Genomic DNA, 14,672 nt, shown 5'->3' with positions numbered 1-14,672 from the left:
CTGTTCGCACTTGCAGCAAGATGCGGCGCATGCCTAATCTGCAAGCGCCATGTCCCTTTTGACCGATCCCGAAGCCATTGTCGAAATCACCCCCGCCGCACGGGTGCAAACCTCCCGTCACGGCTGGCGGGCGAAATGCCTGCAGCGGCTGATCCGCATGGATTTACCGGTGCCGGCCAGCTTCGCGATTTCCGCCGATGCCGTGCGCGCCATCGCCGCGGGCCACAGCCCCGATCCCGACAGTCTTGCCCGGATCATCGCGCGCGGTGGCGGGCTGGTCAGCGTGCGGCCCTCGGCCGTGGATCCAGCCTGGGGCGGGCCGGGCACTGTCCTGAATGTCGGGATAAACGACGCATGTCACGCCCGCCTGGTCCAGTCGCGCGGCCAGGCGGCCGCCGATGCCATCTATCTGGGTTTCGTGCAGTCCTATGCCGTGCATGTGGCGCGGCTGGACCCGGACATGTTTTCCGACAGCGACACAAGCCTTGCCGCCGCACTGCGCGCCTATGAGGACGAAACCGACGAGGAATTTCCCCAGGATCCTGCGCAGCAGCTGGCCGAGGTGCTGCGCAGCATGGCCCGGGCCTGGGACGGGCCGACCGCACGGCTGCTGCGTCAGGCCAAGGGTGCGCCTCCGAACGCGCCGCTGGGGTTGGTGGTGCAGGACATGGCGCTGGCCATTGGCCCCGGCGTCACCGGATCGGGCACCATTCAGCTTGTCGATGGACTGACCGGAACCCCGCGCGTCACCGGACGCTTTCGCGGCCAGAGCCAGGGCAGCACCAGCGGTCAGGGCGCCGAGACGCTGTATCTGACCCGTGACCCGCGCGGCCCCTCGCTGGAGGAGGCGGCGCCGCAAGTCTTTGCCGACCTGATCCGCTATGGCGTGGCCGCCCGCGAGCGCCTGCGCGAGGAAATGCAGATCGAATTCGTCGTCTCGGACAGCCGGTTGTCGATCATCGACGCCACCCGTGTTCAACGCACGTCGCGGGCCAGCGTCCGCATCGCCGTTGCCCTGGCCCGCGACGGCATCATTCCGGCTGAAGAGGCGGTGATGCGGGTCGAGCCGCGGGCCCTGTCCGACCTGCTGCACCACCAGGTCGATCCACGCGCCCCCCGCGAGGTGATTGCTCGCGGCATCAACGCCAGCCCCGGCGCCGCGACCGGCCGCATCGTCTTTACCGCCGCGGCCGCGCAGGCCGCCGAGGCGCGGGGCGAGCGGGTGGTTCTGGTGCGGCGAGAAACCGTGCCCGAGGATATCCGCGGCATGCACGCCTCGGTCGCGGTGGTCACAGAACGCGGCGGCATGACCAGCCACGCCGCCGTGATTGCCCGCGGCATCGGTTTGCCCTGCATCGTCGGCGCCACGGGCATCAGCATCGATTTCCGCGCGCGAACCATGCAGGTGGCCGGGCGGCTGTTTCACGAGGGCGAGGAAATCACCGTCGACGGCACCTCGGGCGAGGTGCTGGCCGGCGCTGCCGAAATGCTGGAACCCGCGCTGGACGACAGCTTCAACCAGCTGCTCGACTGGGCCGACAGCCATTGCCGCATCAAAATCCGCGCCAATGCCGACACGCCCGAGGATGCGCGCACCGCCCGCCGCTTCAACGCGCAGGGCATCGGCCTGTGCCGGACCGAGCACATGTTCTTTGACGATGAACGCCTGCCGGCCATGCGCGAGATGATCTTTGCCGACAAGCCCGAGGATCGACGCCTGTCGCTGGAACGCCTGTTGCCGATGCAGCGCGGCGATTTCGCCGCCCTGTTCGAGATCATGGCCGGACTGCCCGTCACCATCCGCCTGTTCGACCCGCCGCTGCATGAATTCCTGCCCCATGACCGCGAGGGCATGCGGGAGCTGGCGGCCTCGCTGGACCTGCCCTTGTCCGATGTCATCCGCCGGGTCGAAGCGCTCAGCGAATTCAACCCGATGCTGGGGATGCGCGGCGTGCGGCTGGGCATAACCGTGCCGGAAATCTATGACATGCAGGCGCGCGCCATTTTCGAGGCAACCATCCAGGCCAGCCACAACGGCGATCCGGTGGTGCCCGAAATCATGATCCCGCTGGTGAGTGCCCGGCGCGAGGTGGAACTGGTCAAGACCCGCATCGATGCCGTCGCCGCCGCCGTGCGCAACGAAACCCGCAAGGATTTCACCTATCGGCTGGGGGTCATGGTCGAGACGCCGCGCGCCGCCTTGCGCGCCGGTGATATCGCCGAACACGCGGCCTTCCTGTCCTTTGGCACCAACGACCTGACACAGATGACCTATGGCCTGTCGCGCGACGACGCCGGCCGCTTCATGGGCACCTATGTCGCCCAGGGGGTCTATTCCGAGGATCCGTTCCACATCCTCGACCGCGACGGGGTGGGCGAGCTGGTCGCGATCGGCGCCGAGCGTGCGCGCAGCCACAAGCCGGGCATCACCATTTCGGTCTGCGGGGAACATGGCGGCAACCCCGAATCGATCGCCTTCTGCTTGCGCGCGGGGGTGAATTACGTGTCCTGTTCGCCCTTCCGTGTCCCTGTCGCGCGGCTGGCCGCGGCGCAGGAATCGATTCTCATGGCGCGGGACGAGGCCGAATCCGACCAGTCGCCGCAGTCTTAGGCCGGCCCGCAACTGGCCGGAATCTGCCCGTGGGCAAGTTTCGGGTCGGCGGGTTTCCGCCAGAATCCCCTGATTTTGCAGGAATCCGGCGGCTCACACACCTGTGGGCTGGATCGGGCACGCAGGTTTTTGGTCTGTAACCGGCAATCCCGGCCCGCAAGGGCACCCTCCGACCAACTGCCGGGCCCAGGCCCCGGACCGTAAACAGGACCAACATGTCGATCCACAAGTCATGGCTGGCGCGCGTTTCCGTGTGTGTTGCCGTCGCGCTTTCCCTTCTGAGCGCTGCCCCCGCGCAAGCGGAGTTGCAACGCCAACCCGCCCCTGAAACCCTGACCGTGCGCACCGCCGCCGGCACCTCCAAGATCAGCCAGCGCGATCTGGAGTGTCTGGCCGAGGCGCTTTATTTCGAGGCCCGCGGCGAGGGCGTGCAGGGCCAGCGCGCCGTGGCCGAGGTGATCCTGAATCGCGTCGATCACCCCCGTTTCCCCAAGACCGTCTGCGGCGTCGTGAACCAGCGCGGCCAGTTCACATATAACAAGAACGCGCGCATCCGCGAAAAGGGCACCTTCGCACGTGTGCAGAAAGTGGCCATGGCTGCACTGTCCGGGGCGCCGCGCAACCTGACCAACGGCGCCACCTATTTCCATGCCCGCGGCGTGCGCCCGTCCTGGACCAATCGCTTCGAGCGCACCATCCGCATCGGCAGCCACACCTTCTATCGCTCGGATCGGCGGCTGGCCGCGAACTGAGCCCGACGCCTGACGAAACAGCGGCCCCGACCCTTGCGGCGGGGCCGTTTTCCTTTCATCACTCGGGCCATGGAACAGCCTGACAGAATCCATCTGCGCGACTATATCGTCGCGGCCGAGATCGGCGCCTTTCAGACCGAACGGGGCCACCCGCAGCGGCTGCGCTTCAACATCGACGTCGAACTGGCCGCGCATGTCGTCGGCGTCAACGACGAGGTGGATCGTATCCTCAGCTATGACATCCTGACCGCGGCGGTGGCCAGCGGCCTGGCCGACCGGCGCTATGACCTGCTGGAAACACTGGCCGAAAAGATCGCAGCGCAGATCCTGGTGCATCCGCGCGCGGCGCAGGTTTCGGTGAGCGTGGAAAAACTTGACCGGATTCCCGGCGCCCTGGGGGTGACACTGGTCCGGCGGCAGGCCCGGGTCGCGGCCGACAGCGTGGCCGCCCCGATCCGGGTGATCTTTCACGGCGCCGATCTGGTGCTGCCGGCGGGCGCGCTGGCGCTGGTGCCCGACGATCCGGGGCTGCCCCTGCCGGCCGGCGGCAATGCGCGCGAGATCGCGCTGCTGGCGCTGGATCAGGCGGCCTGGGCGCTGGCCGGACGGCTGGGGCTGACGGTGGCGGACAGCCGCACGGAACTCGACTGGGCCGCCAGCGAAGAGCGCGCCGTGGTCTGGGCTCCGGCGCGGATGCTGCGCGACGTGCCCGGCGTCCCGGTCGAGCCGCATGTGCTGGCCATCTGGCTGGCGCAGCGCCTGGGGGCACAGCGCCTTGACTGGGCCTTGCCGCCCGATGCCCCCGATCCGGTCGTGCCCCATGATATCGGCCTGCCTGTCGGGCGCCTGCGTGGGGGGCTGGCATGAGCCGGGAATATTTCCGCCCTGTCCCCGAAGCCACGGGCCGCTGGCCGCTGGCCGGCGGCTGGCTGCGGTTTTCGCGGCTCGAGCGGTTGCGGCGGGGCGCGCCTGCGCAGATCGTCGAAGAGGCACCCGATGCCGTCATGGCGCGGCTGACCGCGCCGCGCGCGCCGCTGCTGGGGCTGGCCCTGGACCGGCCGCGGATCATGGGCATCGTCAATGCCACCCCCGACAGCTTTTCCGATGGCGGCAGCTATGACGGTGCCGCCCATGCACGGCTGCTGGCCGATGCCGGGGCCGAGATCCTGGACATCGGCGGCGAATCGACCCGTCCGGGCGCGCAAGAGGTGCCTGCGGCGCAGGAAATCGACCGCATTCGTCCGGTGATCGCCGCGGCGCGCGACCTGGCGCCGGTGTCGGTCGATACCCGCAAGTCGGCGGTGGCGCTGGCGGCACTGGCGGCCGGGGCGGGCATGGTCAACGATGTCTCGGGGTTGGATTTCGACCCGGCGCTGGCGCGGGTGACGGCGGCGGCCGGGGTGCCGATCTGCCTGATGCATGCGCAGGGCGTGCCGGCCACGATGCAGGACGACCCCCGATATGGCGACGTGCTGCTGGATGTCTATGACGCGCTGGAACAGCGTATCGCCCGGGCCGAGGCGGCGGGAATCCCCCGTGAGCGCATCGTGATCGATCCGGGCATTGGTTTTGGCAAGACCCAGGAGCATAATCTGGCGATCCTGCGACGGATCTCGGTCTATCATGGCCTGGGCTGCGCGCTGCTGCTGGGGGTGTCGCGCAAGCGCTTCATCGGCAGCATCGGCGGGGCCGAGCGTGCGGCGGACAGGACGCCGGGCACGCTGGCCGTGACCCTGGCCGCGATCGCGCAGGGGGTGCAAATCCACCGCGTCCATGACGTGGCAGAAATCAGGCAGGGACTCGCCTTGTGGCGGGCCGTGACCGAGGGGGACGAATGAGCAGGAAACTTTTCGGCACCGACGGCGTCAGGGGCCGTGCCAACAGCTATCCGATGACCGCCGAAATGGCGCTGCGGCTGGGCGCGGCCGCCGGGCGCTATTTCCGCCGCAAGGGCGAGAATCACCACCGCGTCGTCATCGGCAAGGACACGCGGCTGTCCGGCTACATGCTGGAAAACGCGCTGACCGCCGGTCTGACCAGCACCGGCATGAACGTGCTGCTGCTGGGGCCGGTGCCGACGCCGGCGGTGGGCTATCTGACGCGGTCGATGCGGGCCGATGTCGGCATCATGATCTCGGCCAGCCACAACCCGGCGCATGACAACGGCATCAAGTTCTTCGGCCCTGACGGTTTCAAGCTGTCCGACGAGGCCGAGGCCGAGATCGAGCGCCTGGTCGGGGGCGAGATCGACCCGGCCCAGCCCCAGAACATCGGCCGCGCCAAGCGCATCGACGATGGCCGAGGCCGCTATGTCGAATATGCCAAGACCACCTTCCCGCAGGGCCGCACGCTGGAGGGGCTGAAGGTCGTCGTCGATTGCGCCCATGGCGCCGCCTATCGCGCCGCGCCGGACGTGCTGTGGGAACTGGGGGCCGAGGTGATCCCGCTGGGGGTCAGCCCCAATGGCCACAACATCAACGACGGCGTCGGCTCGACCCATCCGCAGGCCTGTGCCCGCGCCGTGCTGGAACATGGCGCCGATGTCGGCATCAGCCTGGACGGCGATGCCGACCGGGTGATGATCATCGACGAGCAAGGCCAGGTCGCCGACGGCGACCAGATCATGGCGCTGCTGGCCGACCGCTGGGCGGCGCAGGGGCGGCTGCGCGGCGGGGCGCTGGTGGCGACGGTGATGTCGAACCTTGGGCTGGAACGCTTCCTGCAAGGGCGCGGGCTGCGGCTGGAACGCACGGCGGTCGGCGACCGCTATGTGGTCGAGCGGATGCGGGGACATGGCTTCAACCTGGGCGGCGAACAATCGGGGCATATCGTGATGACCGATTATGCCACCACCGGCGACGGGCTGATTGCCGGGCTGCAATTCCTGGCGGCGCTGTCGGATTCGGGGCGGCGGGCCTCGGAGCTGGTGGCGCAGTTCCAGCCGGTGCCGCAGCTGCTGAAGAATGTCCGCTATGCCGTCGGCGCCGATCCCTTGTCGGCCGAGGCCGTTCAGGCCGAGATCGCCCGGGCCGAGGCGCGGCTTAACGGCACGGGCCGGGTGCTGATCCGCAAGTCGGGAACCGAGCCGCTGATCCGCGTCATGGCCGAGGCCGAGGACGAAGAAGTGCTGCGCGAAGTGGTCGAGGGCATCGTTGCGGCAGTCGAAAAGGCCGCCTGACCCGGCCAGCCGTCACAACGCTGTGGGGTCGTGATCGTAGAGCCAGGCGAACCGTTCGATCAGCCGACCGGGGGCCAGGCGGTTGACCGCGCGCAGCCCGGCATGGGCGACGGCGCGGGTCGGTCCGCGCAGGTGGTAATTGCGGGCATTGGCATTGGCCGCCTCGACGATGCGGCGGCAGCGCGGCTGGCGCAGCGCCTGATATCGCGCCAGCGCCTGAGGCAGTGGCGCGGTCGCCACGCAGGCCGCCAGAACCCAGGCATCCTCGATCGCCATGACCGCGCCTTGCGCCAGAAACGGCAGGGTAGGATGGGCGGCGTCGCCGATCAGCGCCATGCGCTGCCCATCGTGCCAATGCGCGGCGACGGGATGGCGGAACAGGCCCCAGACGCCAGTCTGTTCCACCCGGTCCAGCCAGCCCGGCACCGGGCCGCCAAAGCGCTGGAAGGCTGCGCGCAGATCGGCGGGATCGCCGGCGATGGACCAGCCTTCGTCCTGCCAGTCGGGGCGTTCGACCACAGCGACCAGATTGCGCTGCCCCCGCCCAAGGGGGTAGCTGACCAGATGGCGACCCGGCCCCATGAACACCTGCACCAGGGGCGCGCTGTCCCGATCATCGGCGATCAGCGCCCGCCAGGCGGTCTGGCCGGTAAAGAACGGGGTCTCGGGTCCGTTCAGCAGCGGTCGGACCACGCTTTTCAGCCCGTCGGCGCCGATCAGCAGGTCGCAATCCTGCGGCGGTTCGGTCACCGGATGATCCAGCAGGATGCGCACCCCCGCCTGCCGCGCCGCCTGTTCCAGGATCGCGACCAGCCGCGCGCGATGGATCAGCCGAAAGCTGTCATTGGGCCGATGCCGGGCCAGATCCAGCACGGCCACCTGCCGGCCCAGCGAATCGCGCAGTTCCACCCGGGCCGAGGGCACCGATTCCGCCTGGAACGCCCGGGTCAGGTCCAGGGCCGCAAGCACCCGCGCGGCGTTGGGCGATATCTGCAAGCCTGCGCCCACCTCGCGCAGGGCACCGGCGCGTTCCAGCACCGTGACACGGGCGCCATTGCGCGCCAGGGCGCAGGCAGCAGCCAGCCCGGCGATGCCGGCGCCGATGATGGTGACGCGCAGGCTCAGCGGCGCACCTCGGCCGTGGCCAACGCCATGAACTGTTCCAAGGCCGGTTCGGGAACACCGGCTGCACGCAACACCTCGGTTGCAAAGGTCACGGGGGCGGTGCCGGGGGCGGTGATGATCCGATCATCGGCCACCGCCGCCGGCTGATCGCGGTAATTGTCCTGGGCGCTGTAGTCGGGCAGGCACTGGCGCAGGAAATCCAGCCCGTTCGAGGTATGCGCCCGCCCGTTCAGCAAGCCTGCCCGAGCCAGCGGCAGGGTGCCGCCGCAGATGCCGGCCACGGTCTGGCCGGCTGAATGGGCGGCGCGCAGCATCGCGGAAAGATCCGGCGCATCCGCGCCGGTCCAGCCGTTCGAGCCGCAGATCACGATAACCTCGTCGCCTTGGGGCACGGCATCGGGCAGCCCCGTCACCTGCAAGCCGGCCATGGACCGCACCTGGCCGCCGCCGGGCGTGGCATGGCGCACCTGCAACCCATAGAAACTGCCGCCGATTGCGGAAATCAGCGGCGTTTCCCAATCGGCAAAGCCGTCGATCAGCACGATCAGCACCGGGCGTGTCGTCATCTGCTGCATCGGCATCCCCTTGTCCCAGGTGCGCGACCGCAGGCGCGCAATTCAGTCGTCGCGGTGCACGCGTTCGCGCCGTTCGTGGCGTTCCTGCGCCTCGAGCGTCATGGTGGCGATGGGGCGCGCGTCCAGCCGCTTGAGGCTGATCGGCTCGCCCGTCATCTCGCAATATCCATATTCGCCGGTCTCGATTCGGCGCAAGGCCGCGTCGATCTTGCTGACCAGCTTGCGCTGGCGGTCACGGGTGCGCAGTTCCAGCGAGCGGTCGGTTTCCTCGGACGCGCGGTCGGCCAGGTCGGGAACATTGCGGGCGCTGTCCTGCAAGCCTTCCAGCGTTTCGGCGGATTGGTCCAGAAGCTCTTGTTTCCATGCAATCAGCTTGCGGCGGAAATATTCCAGTTGCCGCTCATTCATGAAAGGCTCGTCTTCGGCGGGGCGATAATCTTCGGGCAGAAAGATTTGGGCTTTCATCGGTCCTCCCGGAGCAGGGCGCCTGACTGCCCACTCCTTGCGGCCCCCATAAAGTATGGCAGAAGGATTGTCACTAGCCCTTTCCGGCAGCCGCCAGCGCCTTGCGCCGCGCAGGGGCGATGGTTAGGTTGCCGGGCAACACGGGAAAGGACTGGCGATGCGGTTTTCCTCGACGGACAGCTATGTGGCCCCCGACGATCTGACGGTGGCGGTGAACGCGGCCATCGCGCTGGAACGGCCCTTGCTGGTCAAGGGCGAGCCCGGCACCGGCAAGACCGAGCTGGCGCGCCAGGTCGCGGCCAGCCTGGGACTGCCGATCATCGAATGGAACATCAAATCGACCACGCGCGCCCAGCAGGGGCTTTACGAATACGATGCCGTCAGCCGCCTGCGTGACAGCCAGCTGGGCGATGCGCGCGTGCATGACATCGCCAATTACATCCGCAAGGGCAAGCTGTGGCAGGCCTTCGAGGCGCCCGGCAAGACCGTGCTGCTGATCGACGAGATCGACAAGGCCGACATCGAATTCCCGAACGACCTGTTGCAGGAACTGGACCGGATGGAATTCCACGTCTACGAGACGGGCCAGACCGTGCAGGCGCGCCACCGGCCGGTGGTCATCATCACCTCGAACAACGAAAAGGAACTGCCCGACGCCTTTCTGCGGCGCTGTTTCTTTCACTATATCCGTTTTCCCGATGCCGAAACGCTCAGGCGTATCGTCGAGGTGCATTTTCCCCGTCTGAAGCCGCGGCTGCTGGACGAGGCCCTGTCGCAGTTCCTGGAACTGCGCGCGGTGCAGGGGCTGAAGAAGAAGCCATCCACCAGCGAGTTGCTGGACTGGCTGAAGCTGATCCTGGCCGAGGATCTGGCCCCCGAGGATCTGAAGCGCCCGGCGGGCGAGATGCTGCCGCGACTGCATGGCGCGCTGCTGAAGAACGAACAGGATGTCGCGCTGTTCGAGCGCTTGGCGTTCATGGCGCGGCGGCAGCGTTGATCCGGGCGCTTGAACCCGGCGACCGGCCCGAATGGCTGTCGCTTTATCAGGGGTATCAGGCCTTCTATGGCTGGCATGACCGGCCGGCCGGGTTCTATGACAAGGTTTTTGCGCGGCTGATGTCAGGCCAGCCGGGCGAATTTCGCGGACTTGTCCATGCCGATGCAGGTCGGCTGCTGGGGTTGGCGCATTTTGTGTTCCATCCCAACCTGTGGCGCGAGGAAGGCGTCTGCTATCTGCAGGATCTGTTCACAGCACCCCAGGCGCGGGGGCGGGGCATCGGGCGGGCACTGATCGAGGCCGTCTATGCCCAGGCCGATCTGGCGGGCGTGCCGTCGGTCTACTGGCTGACGGCCGAGGATAATTATCCCGGCCGCATGCTTTATGACCGGATTGCGGTCAAGTCACCCTTCATCAGATATGTTCGGCAAGGCTGAAGCGGGCGGCATGGGATGCCGCCCGGACGAACGCTTTCAGCGCAGGCCGGTTTCTTCCAGCAAGCCCTTGCGCTTGGCTTCGTAATAGTAGCCGCGCGAATACCATTTCACGGCACCGTCATAGTTGCCGCCTGCGACCAGGTAGGCGCCGCGCAGATACTTGACGCCGTATTTCAGGTTGGTTTCCGCATCCAGCAGGCCGCTTGCCGGACCGCGGTAGCCCATGCCGCGCGCGGTGGCGGGCAGGATCTGCATCAGCCCATAATAGGGGCCGTTGCGCGCGCCGGGGCGGTGATGCGATTCGCGGATGATGACGCGATGCACCAGATCGACCGGCACCTGGTATTCGGCAGCGTATTTCTCGATCAGGCGGCGCAGTTCGGGGGTTTCATTGGCGTGTAGCCGGGTGGTCTGTGCCTGCGACATGCGCGGTTCGACCAGATAGCGACGGTCGTGATCGACCTGATTGTCGCCACAGGCGCCGACGGCCAGAGCCGCGGCCAGTGCCAGCAGTCCGATCCTGGATTTCATCTGTGCCCTCGTTCTTGCTTGCGCAAAGGATTAGCGCCGTCAGCGCGTTGCGCGAATGCAAAAGAAAGGGCCGCCCGGTGTTCGGGCAGCCCGTGGGCAGGATTCCGCCGTCGGAGACAGGCGAATAGGTAAGGATCCGCCGATCAGGCGTGAATGGCGCCGTCGCCGCAGGCCAGGGCCGCTTCGCGCACGGCCTCGGAACAGGTCGGATGTGCGTGACAGGTCAGGGCAATGTCCTGGGCCGATGCGCCGAATTCCATGGCGACGCAGACTTCATGGATCATCTCGCCGGCAGTGGGACCGATGATGTGGCAGCCCAGAACCCGATCGGTGTCGGCATCGGCGATCAGCTTGACGAAGCCGTCGGCCTGGAACATGGCCTTGGCGCGGGCATTGCCCATGAAGGGGAACTTGCCGACCTTGATCTTGCGGCCGCTGGCCTTGGCTGCTTCTTCGGTCATGCCGACCGAGGCGACCTCGGGCGTGGTGTAAATGACGCCGGGAATGATGTCGTAATTCACATGGCCATGCCTGCCGGCGATCACCTCGGCCACGGCCATGCCTTCGTCCTCGGCCTTGTGGGCCAGCATCGGCCCCGGCACGGCATCGCCGATGGCATAGATGCCCGCGACACTGGTCTGCCAGTGCTTGTCCACCTGGACAAAGCCGCGGTCGGTCATCTGCACGCCCAGCTTGTCCAGGCCCAGCCCGGCGACATAAGGCCGGCGGCCGGTGGCGACCAGAACGCATTCGGCCTGCAACTGCTGGCTGCTGCCGTCCTTGCGCAGTTCATAGGCGACGGTGGCCGTGCCATTGTCCTGTGTAACGCCGGAAACTGCGGCACCCAGCACGAATTTCAGACCCTGACGGGCAAGGATCTTCTGGAACTGCTTTTGCACCTCGGCATCCATGCCCGGGGTGATGGCGTCCAGATATTCGACCACCGTCACCTCGGTTCCCAGTCGGGCATAGGCCGAACCCAGCTCCAGCCCGATCACGCCGGCGCCGATCACCACCATCGACTTCGGTATCCGCGGCAGCGACAGGGCGCCGGTCGAATCGACCACCACGCCGCCGGCATTGTCCACCTCGATCCCTTTCAGGCTGGCCGGTTCGGACCCGGAGGCGATGACGACATGTTTGGCCTGATGGGTTTCGTCGCCGACCTTGACCTGGCCCGGCGCCACGATTTCCGCCCAGCCCTTGATCCAGGTCACCTTGTTCTTCTTGAACAGGAATTCGATGCCCTTGGTGTTGCCGGCGACGGTTTCGGCCTTGTAGGACTGCATCCGCACCCAATCGACATCGACATGGGCATTCATCAGCCCCATGCGGGCAAAGTTTTCATGGGTCTCGTGCAGCATGTGGCTGGCGTGCAGCAGCGCCTTGGACGGGATGCAACCGACGTTCAGGCAGGTGCCGCCAAGGGTCTCGCGCCCCTCGACGCAGGCGACCTTCAGCCCCAGCTGGGCGGCGCGGATCGCGCAGACATAACCGCCGGGACCGGCGCCGATCACGATCAGATCATAGGTGGACATCAGGCACTCCTTGCAGTTGGCGGCGCGTCCCCGGCGCCGGCCATTCGATTATTTCATCAGCGCCGACAGGATCATCGTCATCGTGGCCAGAAAGCCCACGCCCCAGATGACCGACCGCCAGGGCGTCCAGCCAAGGGCATAGGCCGGCACATAGACGATCCGCGCCAGCAGATACAGCCAGGCGCAGGCCGCCGTCAGCGGCGAGCCGGCATCGCCCAGCACCACCACCACCACGGCGATGGTGAACAGGATCAACCCCTCGAAATGGTTGTTTGCGGCACGCCGCAGCCGCCCGGTCAAAGCCGAAAACGAGGGTTGATCGTCGCGCGGGCCCGCATTCCAGCGCGCGCCCACATCGCGGTTCATGACCGCGCCCGCCAGCGCGATCTGCCCGGCCTGCAACAGCGCGGCCAGCGCCAGCGCGGTGGTTTCGGCCGCCATCACGCGGTCTCGACCAGGTGGAATTCGGTCGCGGTGACCCCGGCCTGGCTGTTGAACACCCCGGCCGCGCCTTGCAGATAGGCCTGGGCTGCGGCGGCATCGCCCACCGAAAACAGCGCCCAGGCACTGCGGTCGTTTTCGCGCCAAAGCTGTAGCAGCGACAGCCCGTTGTGGCCGCGATCCTCGGCATCGGCGTCGAAGGCGGCGCGGAAGGTGGCGAAATCCCCGAAGGCGTAATGGGCAAGCATCTGGGTCATGGTCATCCTCATGGCTCGGGGCAGGGCGGGGGCTTTCCTCGCCGCTGCCGTGATCGCCGTGTGCGTCCTCCTCGGTGCCGGGGCGGGCACATCCGGCCTGTTGCCCAACCCGTCACCGGCATTTCGGTTGCCTGCGGGCGGCCGCGCGAGGTGGCCGGGACCGGGCGATCGTCTGCCCCGGTCCCGATCGCGGTCACAGATCCATCAGCAGGCGGCGCGGATCCTCGAGCGCCTCCTTGACGCGGACAAGGAAGGTGACGGCGCCCTTGCCGTCGACGATGCGGTGATCGTAGCTCAGCGCCAGATACATCATCGGCCGGATGACGATCTGGCCATCGACCACCACCGGACGATCCTGGATCTTGTGCATGCCCAGGATGCCCGATTGCGGCGGGTTCAGGATCGGCGAGGACATCAGCGACCCATAGCCCCCTCCGTTCGAGATGGTGAAGGTGCCGCCCTGCATTTCGGCCATGGTCAGCTTGCCGTCACGCGCCCGCAGCCCCAGTTCGGCAATTTCCTTTTCGATCTGCGCAAAGGATTTCTGGTCGGCATCGCGGACCACCGGCACCACCAGCCCGTTGGGGGTGCCCACGGCGACGCCCATATGCACGAAGTTCTTGTAGACGATGTCGCCGCCGTCGATCTCGGCATTGACCTCGGGCACCTCTTTCAGCGCGTGGCAGCAGGCCTTCACGAAGAACGACATGAAGCCCAGCTTGACCTTGTGCTTCTTTTCGAACTGGTCCTTGTAGGCGTTGCGCAGGTCCATGATCGCCTTCATGTCCACCTCGTTATAGGTGGTCAGGATGGCGGCGGTGTTCTGGGCATCCTTGAGCCGGCGGGCGATGGTGGCGCGCAGGCGCGTCATCTTGACCCGCTCTTCGCGGGCAGCATCCTCGGCCGAGCTGGGGCTTCGCGGCGCCTGGGCCGGGGCCGGGGCGGGCGCGGCGGCCGATTTCACCGCCGGCGCAGCGGCGGCGCGGGCCACGTCCTCTTTCATCACCCGACCGTCGCGGCCGGTGCCGGTGACGGCATCGCGCGACAGGCCGGCCTCGGCCATGGCCTTTTTCGCGGCGGGCGCATCCTCGACATCGGCGCGGGGCTTGGGCGTTTCCGGGCCGGCGCCGGGCGATTCCACCGCCTGCGCGGCCGTGGCGCGGTCATCGGCCGCGCCCGCGGCCGGGGCAGGGCTGGCGGCGCCGGCGGCGCCTTCGGTGACGATGGCCAGCCGGGCGCTGGCATCGACGGTGGTGCCTTCGGGCGCCAGGATTTCGGCCAACACGCCGGCGGCGGGGCTGGGCACCTCGACCGACACCTTGTCGGTTTCCAGCTCGCACAGCATCTCATCCTGCGCGACGGCATCGCCCACCTTCTTGAACCAGGTGGCCACCGTGGCTTCGGTCACGCTTTCGCCCAGGGTGGGCACCATCACATCGACGGATTTTCCGCTCATCTCACTTTGTCCTTCCTGAGCTGTCACGCCCGCGTCTGCCTTGGGCAAGGTTTCTTCGGGGATCGCAGCCCCCTGTTCGGCGATCTGGGCCAGCAGCGCGTCGGGGGCCACCACCGTCCCTTCGGCGGCGACGATCTCGGCCAGCTTGCCCGCCACGGGCGAGGGCACCTCGACCGTCACCTTGTCGGTTTCCAGTTCGCACAACATTTCATCCACGGCGACGGCATCGCCCGGTTTCTTGAACCAGGTGGCCACCGTCGCCTCGGATACCGATTCCCCCAATGCGGGGACACGCACCTCGACGGTCAT

General features: G+C 67.5%; 15 protein-coding genes. 7 read left to right on the top strand and 8 right to left on the bottom strand.

The genetic code is table 11. The features are described from left to right. Window positions 1-49 precede the first annotated feature (49 nt). The 5 genes from GB880_RS01995 to glmM all read left to right on the top strand — a co-directional run bounded on the left by GB880_RS01995 (window position 50) and on the right by glmM (window position 6,541). Window positions 50-2,611, top strand: coding sequence for a putative PEP-binding protein (locus tag GB880_RS01995; protein ID WP_154494519.1), 2,562 nt, complete (start codon window positions 50-52; stop codon window positions 2,609-2,611). 305 nt (window positions 2,612-2,916) lie between these two features. Then, the gene (locus GB880_RS01990) at window positions 2,917-3,363 is read left to right on the top strand and encodes a cell wall hydrolase (RefSeq protein WP_229774493.1); all 447 of its coding nucleotides are present in this window, start codon (window positions 2,917-2,919) and stop codon (window positions 3,361-3,363) included. A 69-nt stretch (window positions 3,364-3,432) separates the two neighbouring features. Beyond that, window positions 3,433-4,230, top strand: coding sequence for a dihydroneopterin aldolase (locus GB880_RS01985; RefSeq protein ID WP_263467245.1), 798 nt, complete (start codon window positions 3,433-3,435; stop codon window positions 4,228-4,230). Beyond that, window positions 4,227-5,201 carry a dihydropteroate synthase gene (folP, locus tag GB880_RS01980; RefSeq protein WP_154494214.1) on the top strand — a complete coding sequence of 325 codons (975 nt, stop codon included), beginning with the start codon at window positions 4,227-4,229 and terminating at the stop codon, window positions 5,199-5,201. The genes GB880_RS01985 and folP overlap by 4 nt, the downstream gene beginning before the upstream one ends. Continuing rightward, window positions 5,198-6,541: a phosphoglucosamine mutase gene (gene glmM / locus GB880_RS01975; RefSeq protein WP_154494215.1), complete on the top strand. Its 1,344-nt coding sequence runs from the start codon at window positions 5,198-5,200 to the stop codon at window positions 6,539-6,541. The genes folP and glmM overlap by 4 nt, the downstream gene beginning before the upstream one ends. A 12-nt stretch (window positions 6,542-6,553) precedes the next feature. Here glmM and GB880_RS01970 read toward each other — a convergent pair whose 3' ends face one another. Genes GB880_RS01970 through dksA form a run of 3 tightly spaced genes read right to left on the bottom strand, consistent with a single transcriptional unit; the run spans window position 6,554 to window position 8,706 of the window. After that, window positions 6,554-7,666, bottom strand: coding sequence for an FAD-dependent oxidoreductase (locus GB880_RS01970; RefSeq protein WP_154494216.1), 1,113 nt, complete (start codon window positions 7,664-7,666; stop codon window positions 6,554-6,556). Next, window positions 7,663-8,241, bottom strand: a complete 579-nt coding sequence (locus tag GB880_RS01965) for a DJ-1/PfpI family protein (protein WP_154494217.1) — start codon at window positions 8,239-8,241, stop codon at window positions 7,663-7,665. Before GB880_RS01965 ends, GB880_RS01970 begins: the two co-directional genes overlap by 4 nt. Window positions 8,242-8,283: 42 nt before the next feature. Then, window positions 8,284-8,706: an RNA polymerase-binding protein DksA gene (dksA, locus tag GB880_RS01960; RefSeq protein ID WP_154494218.1), complete on the bottom strand. Its 423-nt coding sequence runs from the start codon at window positions 8,704-8,706 to the stop codon at window positions 8,284-8,286. A 157-nt stretch (window positions 8,707-8,863) separates the two neighbouring features. On the opposite strand from dksA, the gene GB880_RS01955 reads away from it, so the two are divergent. Both GB880_RS01955 and GB880_RS01950 read left to right on the top strand, forming a co-directional pair. Next, window positions 8,864-9,703 (top strand): AAA family ATPase, encoded by an 840-nt coding sequence (locus GB880_RS01955; protein ID WP_154494219.1) that lies wholly within the window; start codon window positions 8,864-8,866, stop codon window positions 9,701-9,703. Further along, window positions 9,700-10,140, top strand: a complete 441-nt coding sequence (locus GB880_RS01950) for a GNAT family N-acetyltransferase (protein WP_154494220.1) — start codon at window positions 9,700-9,702, stop codon at window positions 10,138-10,140. Before GB880_RS01955 ends, GB880_RS01950 begins: the two co-directional genes overlap by 4 nt. Before the next feature lie 36 nt (window positions 10,141-10,176). On the opposite strand, the gene GB880_RS01945 is transcribed toward GB880_RS01950, so the two are convergent. The 5 genes from GB880_RS01945 to odhB all read right to left on the bottom strand — a co-directional run bounded on the left by GB880_RS01945 (window position 10,177) and on the right by odhB (window position 14,672). Next, entirely contained in the window at window positions 10,177-10,671 is a 495-nt protein-coding gene (locus tag GB880_RS01945) for a lytic transglycosylase domain-containing protein (RefSeq protein ID WP_154494221.1), read from the bottom strand. Window positions 10,672-10,814: 143 nt separating this feature from the next. After that, the gene (gene lpdA, locus GB880_RS01940) at window positions 10,815-12,209 is read right to left on the bottom strand and encodes a dihydrolipoyl dehydrogenase (protein WP_154494222.1); all 1,395 of its coding nucleotides are present in this window, start codon (window positions 12,207-12,209) and stop codon (window positions 10,815-10,817) included. A 48-nt stretch (window positions 12,210-12,257) separates the two neighbouring features. Beyond that, window positions 12,258-12,650, bottom strand: coding sequence for an MAPEG family protein (locus tag GB880_RS01935; protein ID WP_154494223.1), 393 nt, complete (start codon window positions 12,648-12,650; stop codon window positions 12,258-12,260). After that, window positions 12,650-12,907, bottom strand: a complete 258-nt coding sequence (locus GB880_RS01930) for a hypothetical protein (protein ID WP_154494224.1) — start codon at window positions 12,905-12,907, stop codon at window positions 12,650-12,652. Before GB880_RS01930 ends, GB880_RS01935 begins: the two co-directional genes overlap by 1 nt. Before the next feature lie 193 nt (window positions 12,908-13,100). Next, entirely contained in the window at window positions 13,101-14,672 is a 1,572-nt protein-coding gene (odhB, locus tag GB880_RS01925; protein WP_263467244.1) for a 2-oxoglutarate dehydrogenase complex dihydrolipoyllysine-residue succinyltransferase, read from the bottom strand.

It is taken from the genome of Paracoccus sp. SMMA_5_TC, from assembly GCF_009696685.2.
Taxonomy (GTDB): Bacteria; Pseudomonadota; Alphaproteobacteria; order Rhodobacterales; family Rhodobacteraceae; genus Paracoccus.
The sequence above is the reverse complement of the archived record's forward strand: the minus strand, read 5'-3'. Positions and strand labels throughout refer to the sequence as shown.

Bases quoted from the DNA above. Each gene is read 5' to 3' on its own strand.
- dksA (WP_154494218.1), bottom strand. From the start codon at position 8,706: ATGAAAGCCCAAATCTTTCTGCCCGAAGATTATCGCCCCGCCGAAGAC.
- GB880_RS01930 (WP_154494224.1), bottom strand. From the start codon at position 12,907: ATGACCCAGATGCTTGCCCATTACGCCTTCGGGGATTTCGCCACCTTC.
- GB880_RS01935 (WP_154494223.1), bottom strand. From the start codon at position 12,650: ATGGCGGCCGAAACCACCGCGCTGGCGCTGGCCGCGCTGTTGCAGGCC.
- GB880_RS01965 (WP_154494217.1), bottom strand. From the start codon at position 8,241: ATGCAGCAGATGACGACACGCCCGGTGCTGATCGTGCTGATCGACGGC.
- lpdA (WP_154494222.1), bottom strand. From the start codon at position 12,209: ATGTCCACCTATGATCTGATCGTGATCGGCGCCGGTCCCGGCGGTTAT.
- GB880_RS01945 (WP_154494221.1), bottom strand. From the start codon at position 10,671: ATGAAATCCAGGATCGGACTGCTGGCACTGGCCGCGGCTCTGGCCGTC.
- odhB (WP_263467244.1), bottom strand. From the start codon at position 14,672: ATGACCGTCGAGGTGCGTGTCCCCGCATTGGGGGAATCGGTATCCGAG.
- folP (WP_154494214.1), top strand. From the start codon at position 4,227: ATGAGCCGGGAATATTTCCGCCCTGTCCCCGAAGCCACGGGCCGCTGG.
- GB880_RS01985 (WP_263467245.1), top strand. From the start codon at position 3,433: ATGGAACAGCCTGACAGAATCCATCTGCGCGACTATATCGTCGCGGCC.
- GB880_RS01995 (WP_154494519.1), top strand. From the start codon at position 50: ATGTCCCTTTTGACCGATCCCGAAGCCATTGTCGAAATCACCCCCGCC.
- GB880_RS01955 (WP_154494219.1), top strand. From the start codon at position 8,864: ATGCGGTTTTCCTCGACGGACAGCTATGTGGCCCCCGACGATCTGACG.
- glmM (WP_154494215.1), top strand. From the start codon at position 5,198: ATGAGCAGGAAACTTTTCGGCACCGACGGCGTCAGGGGCCGTGCCAAC.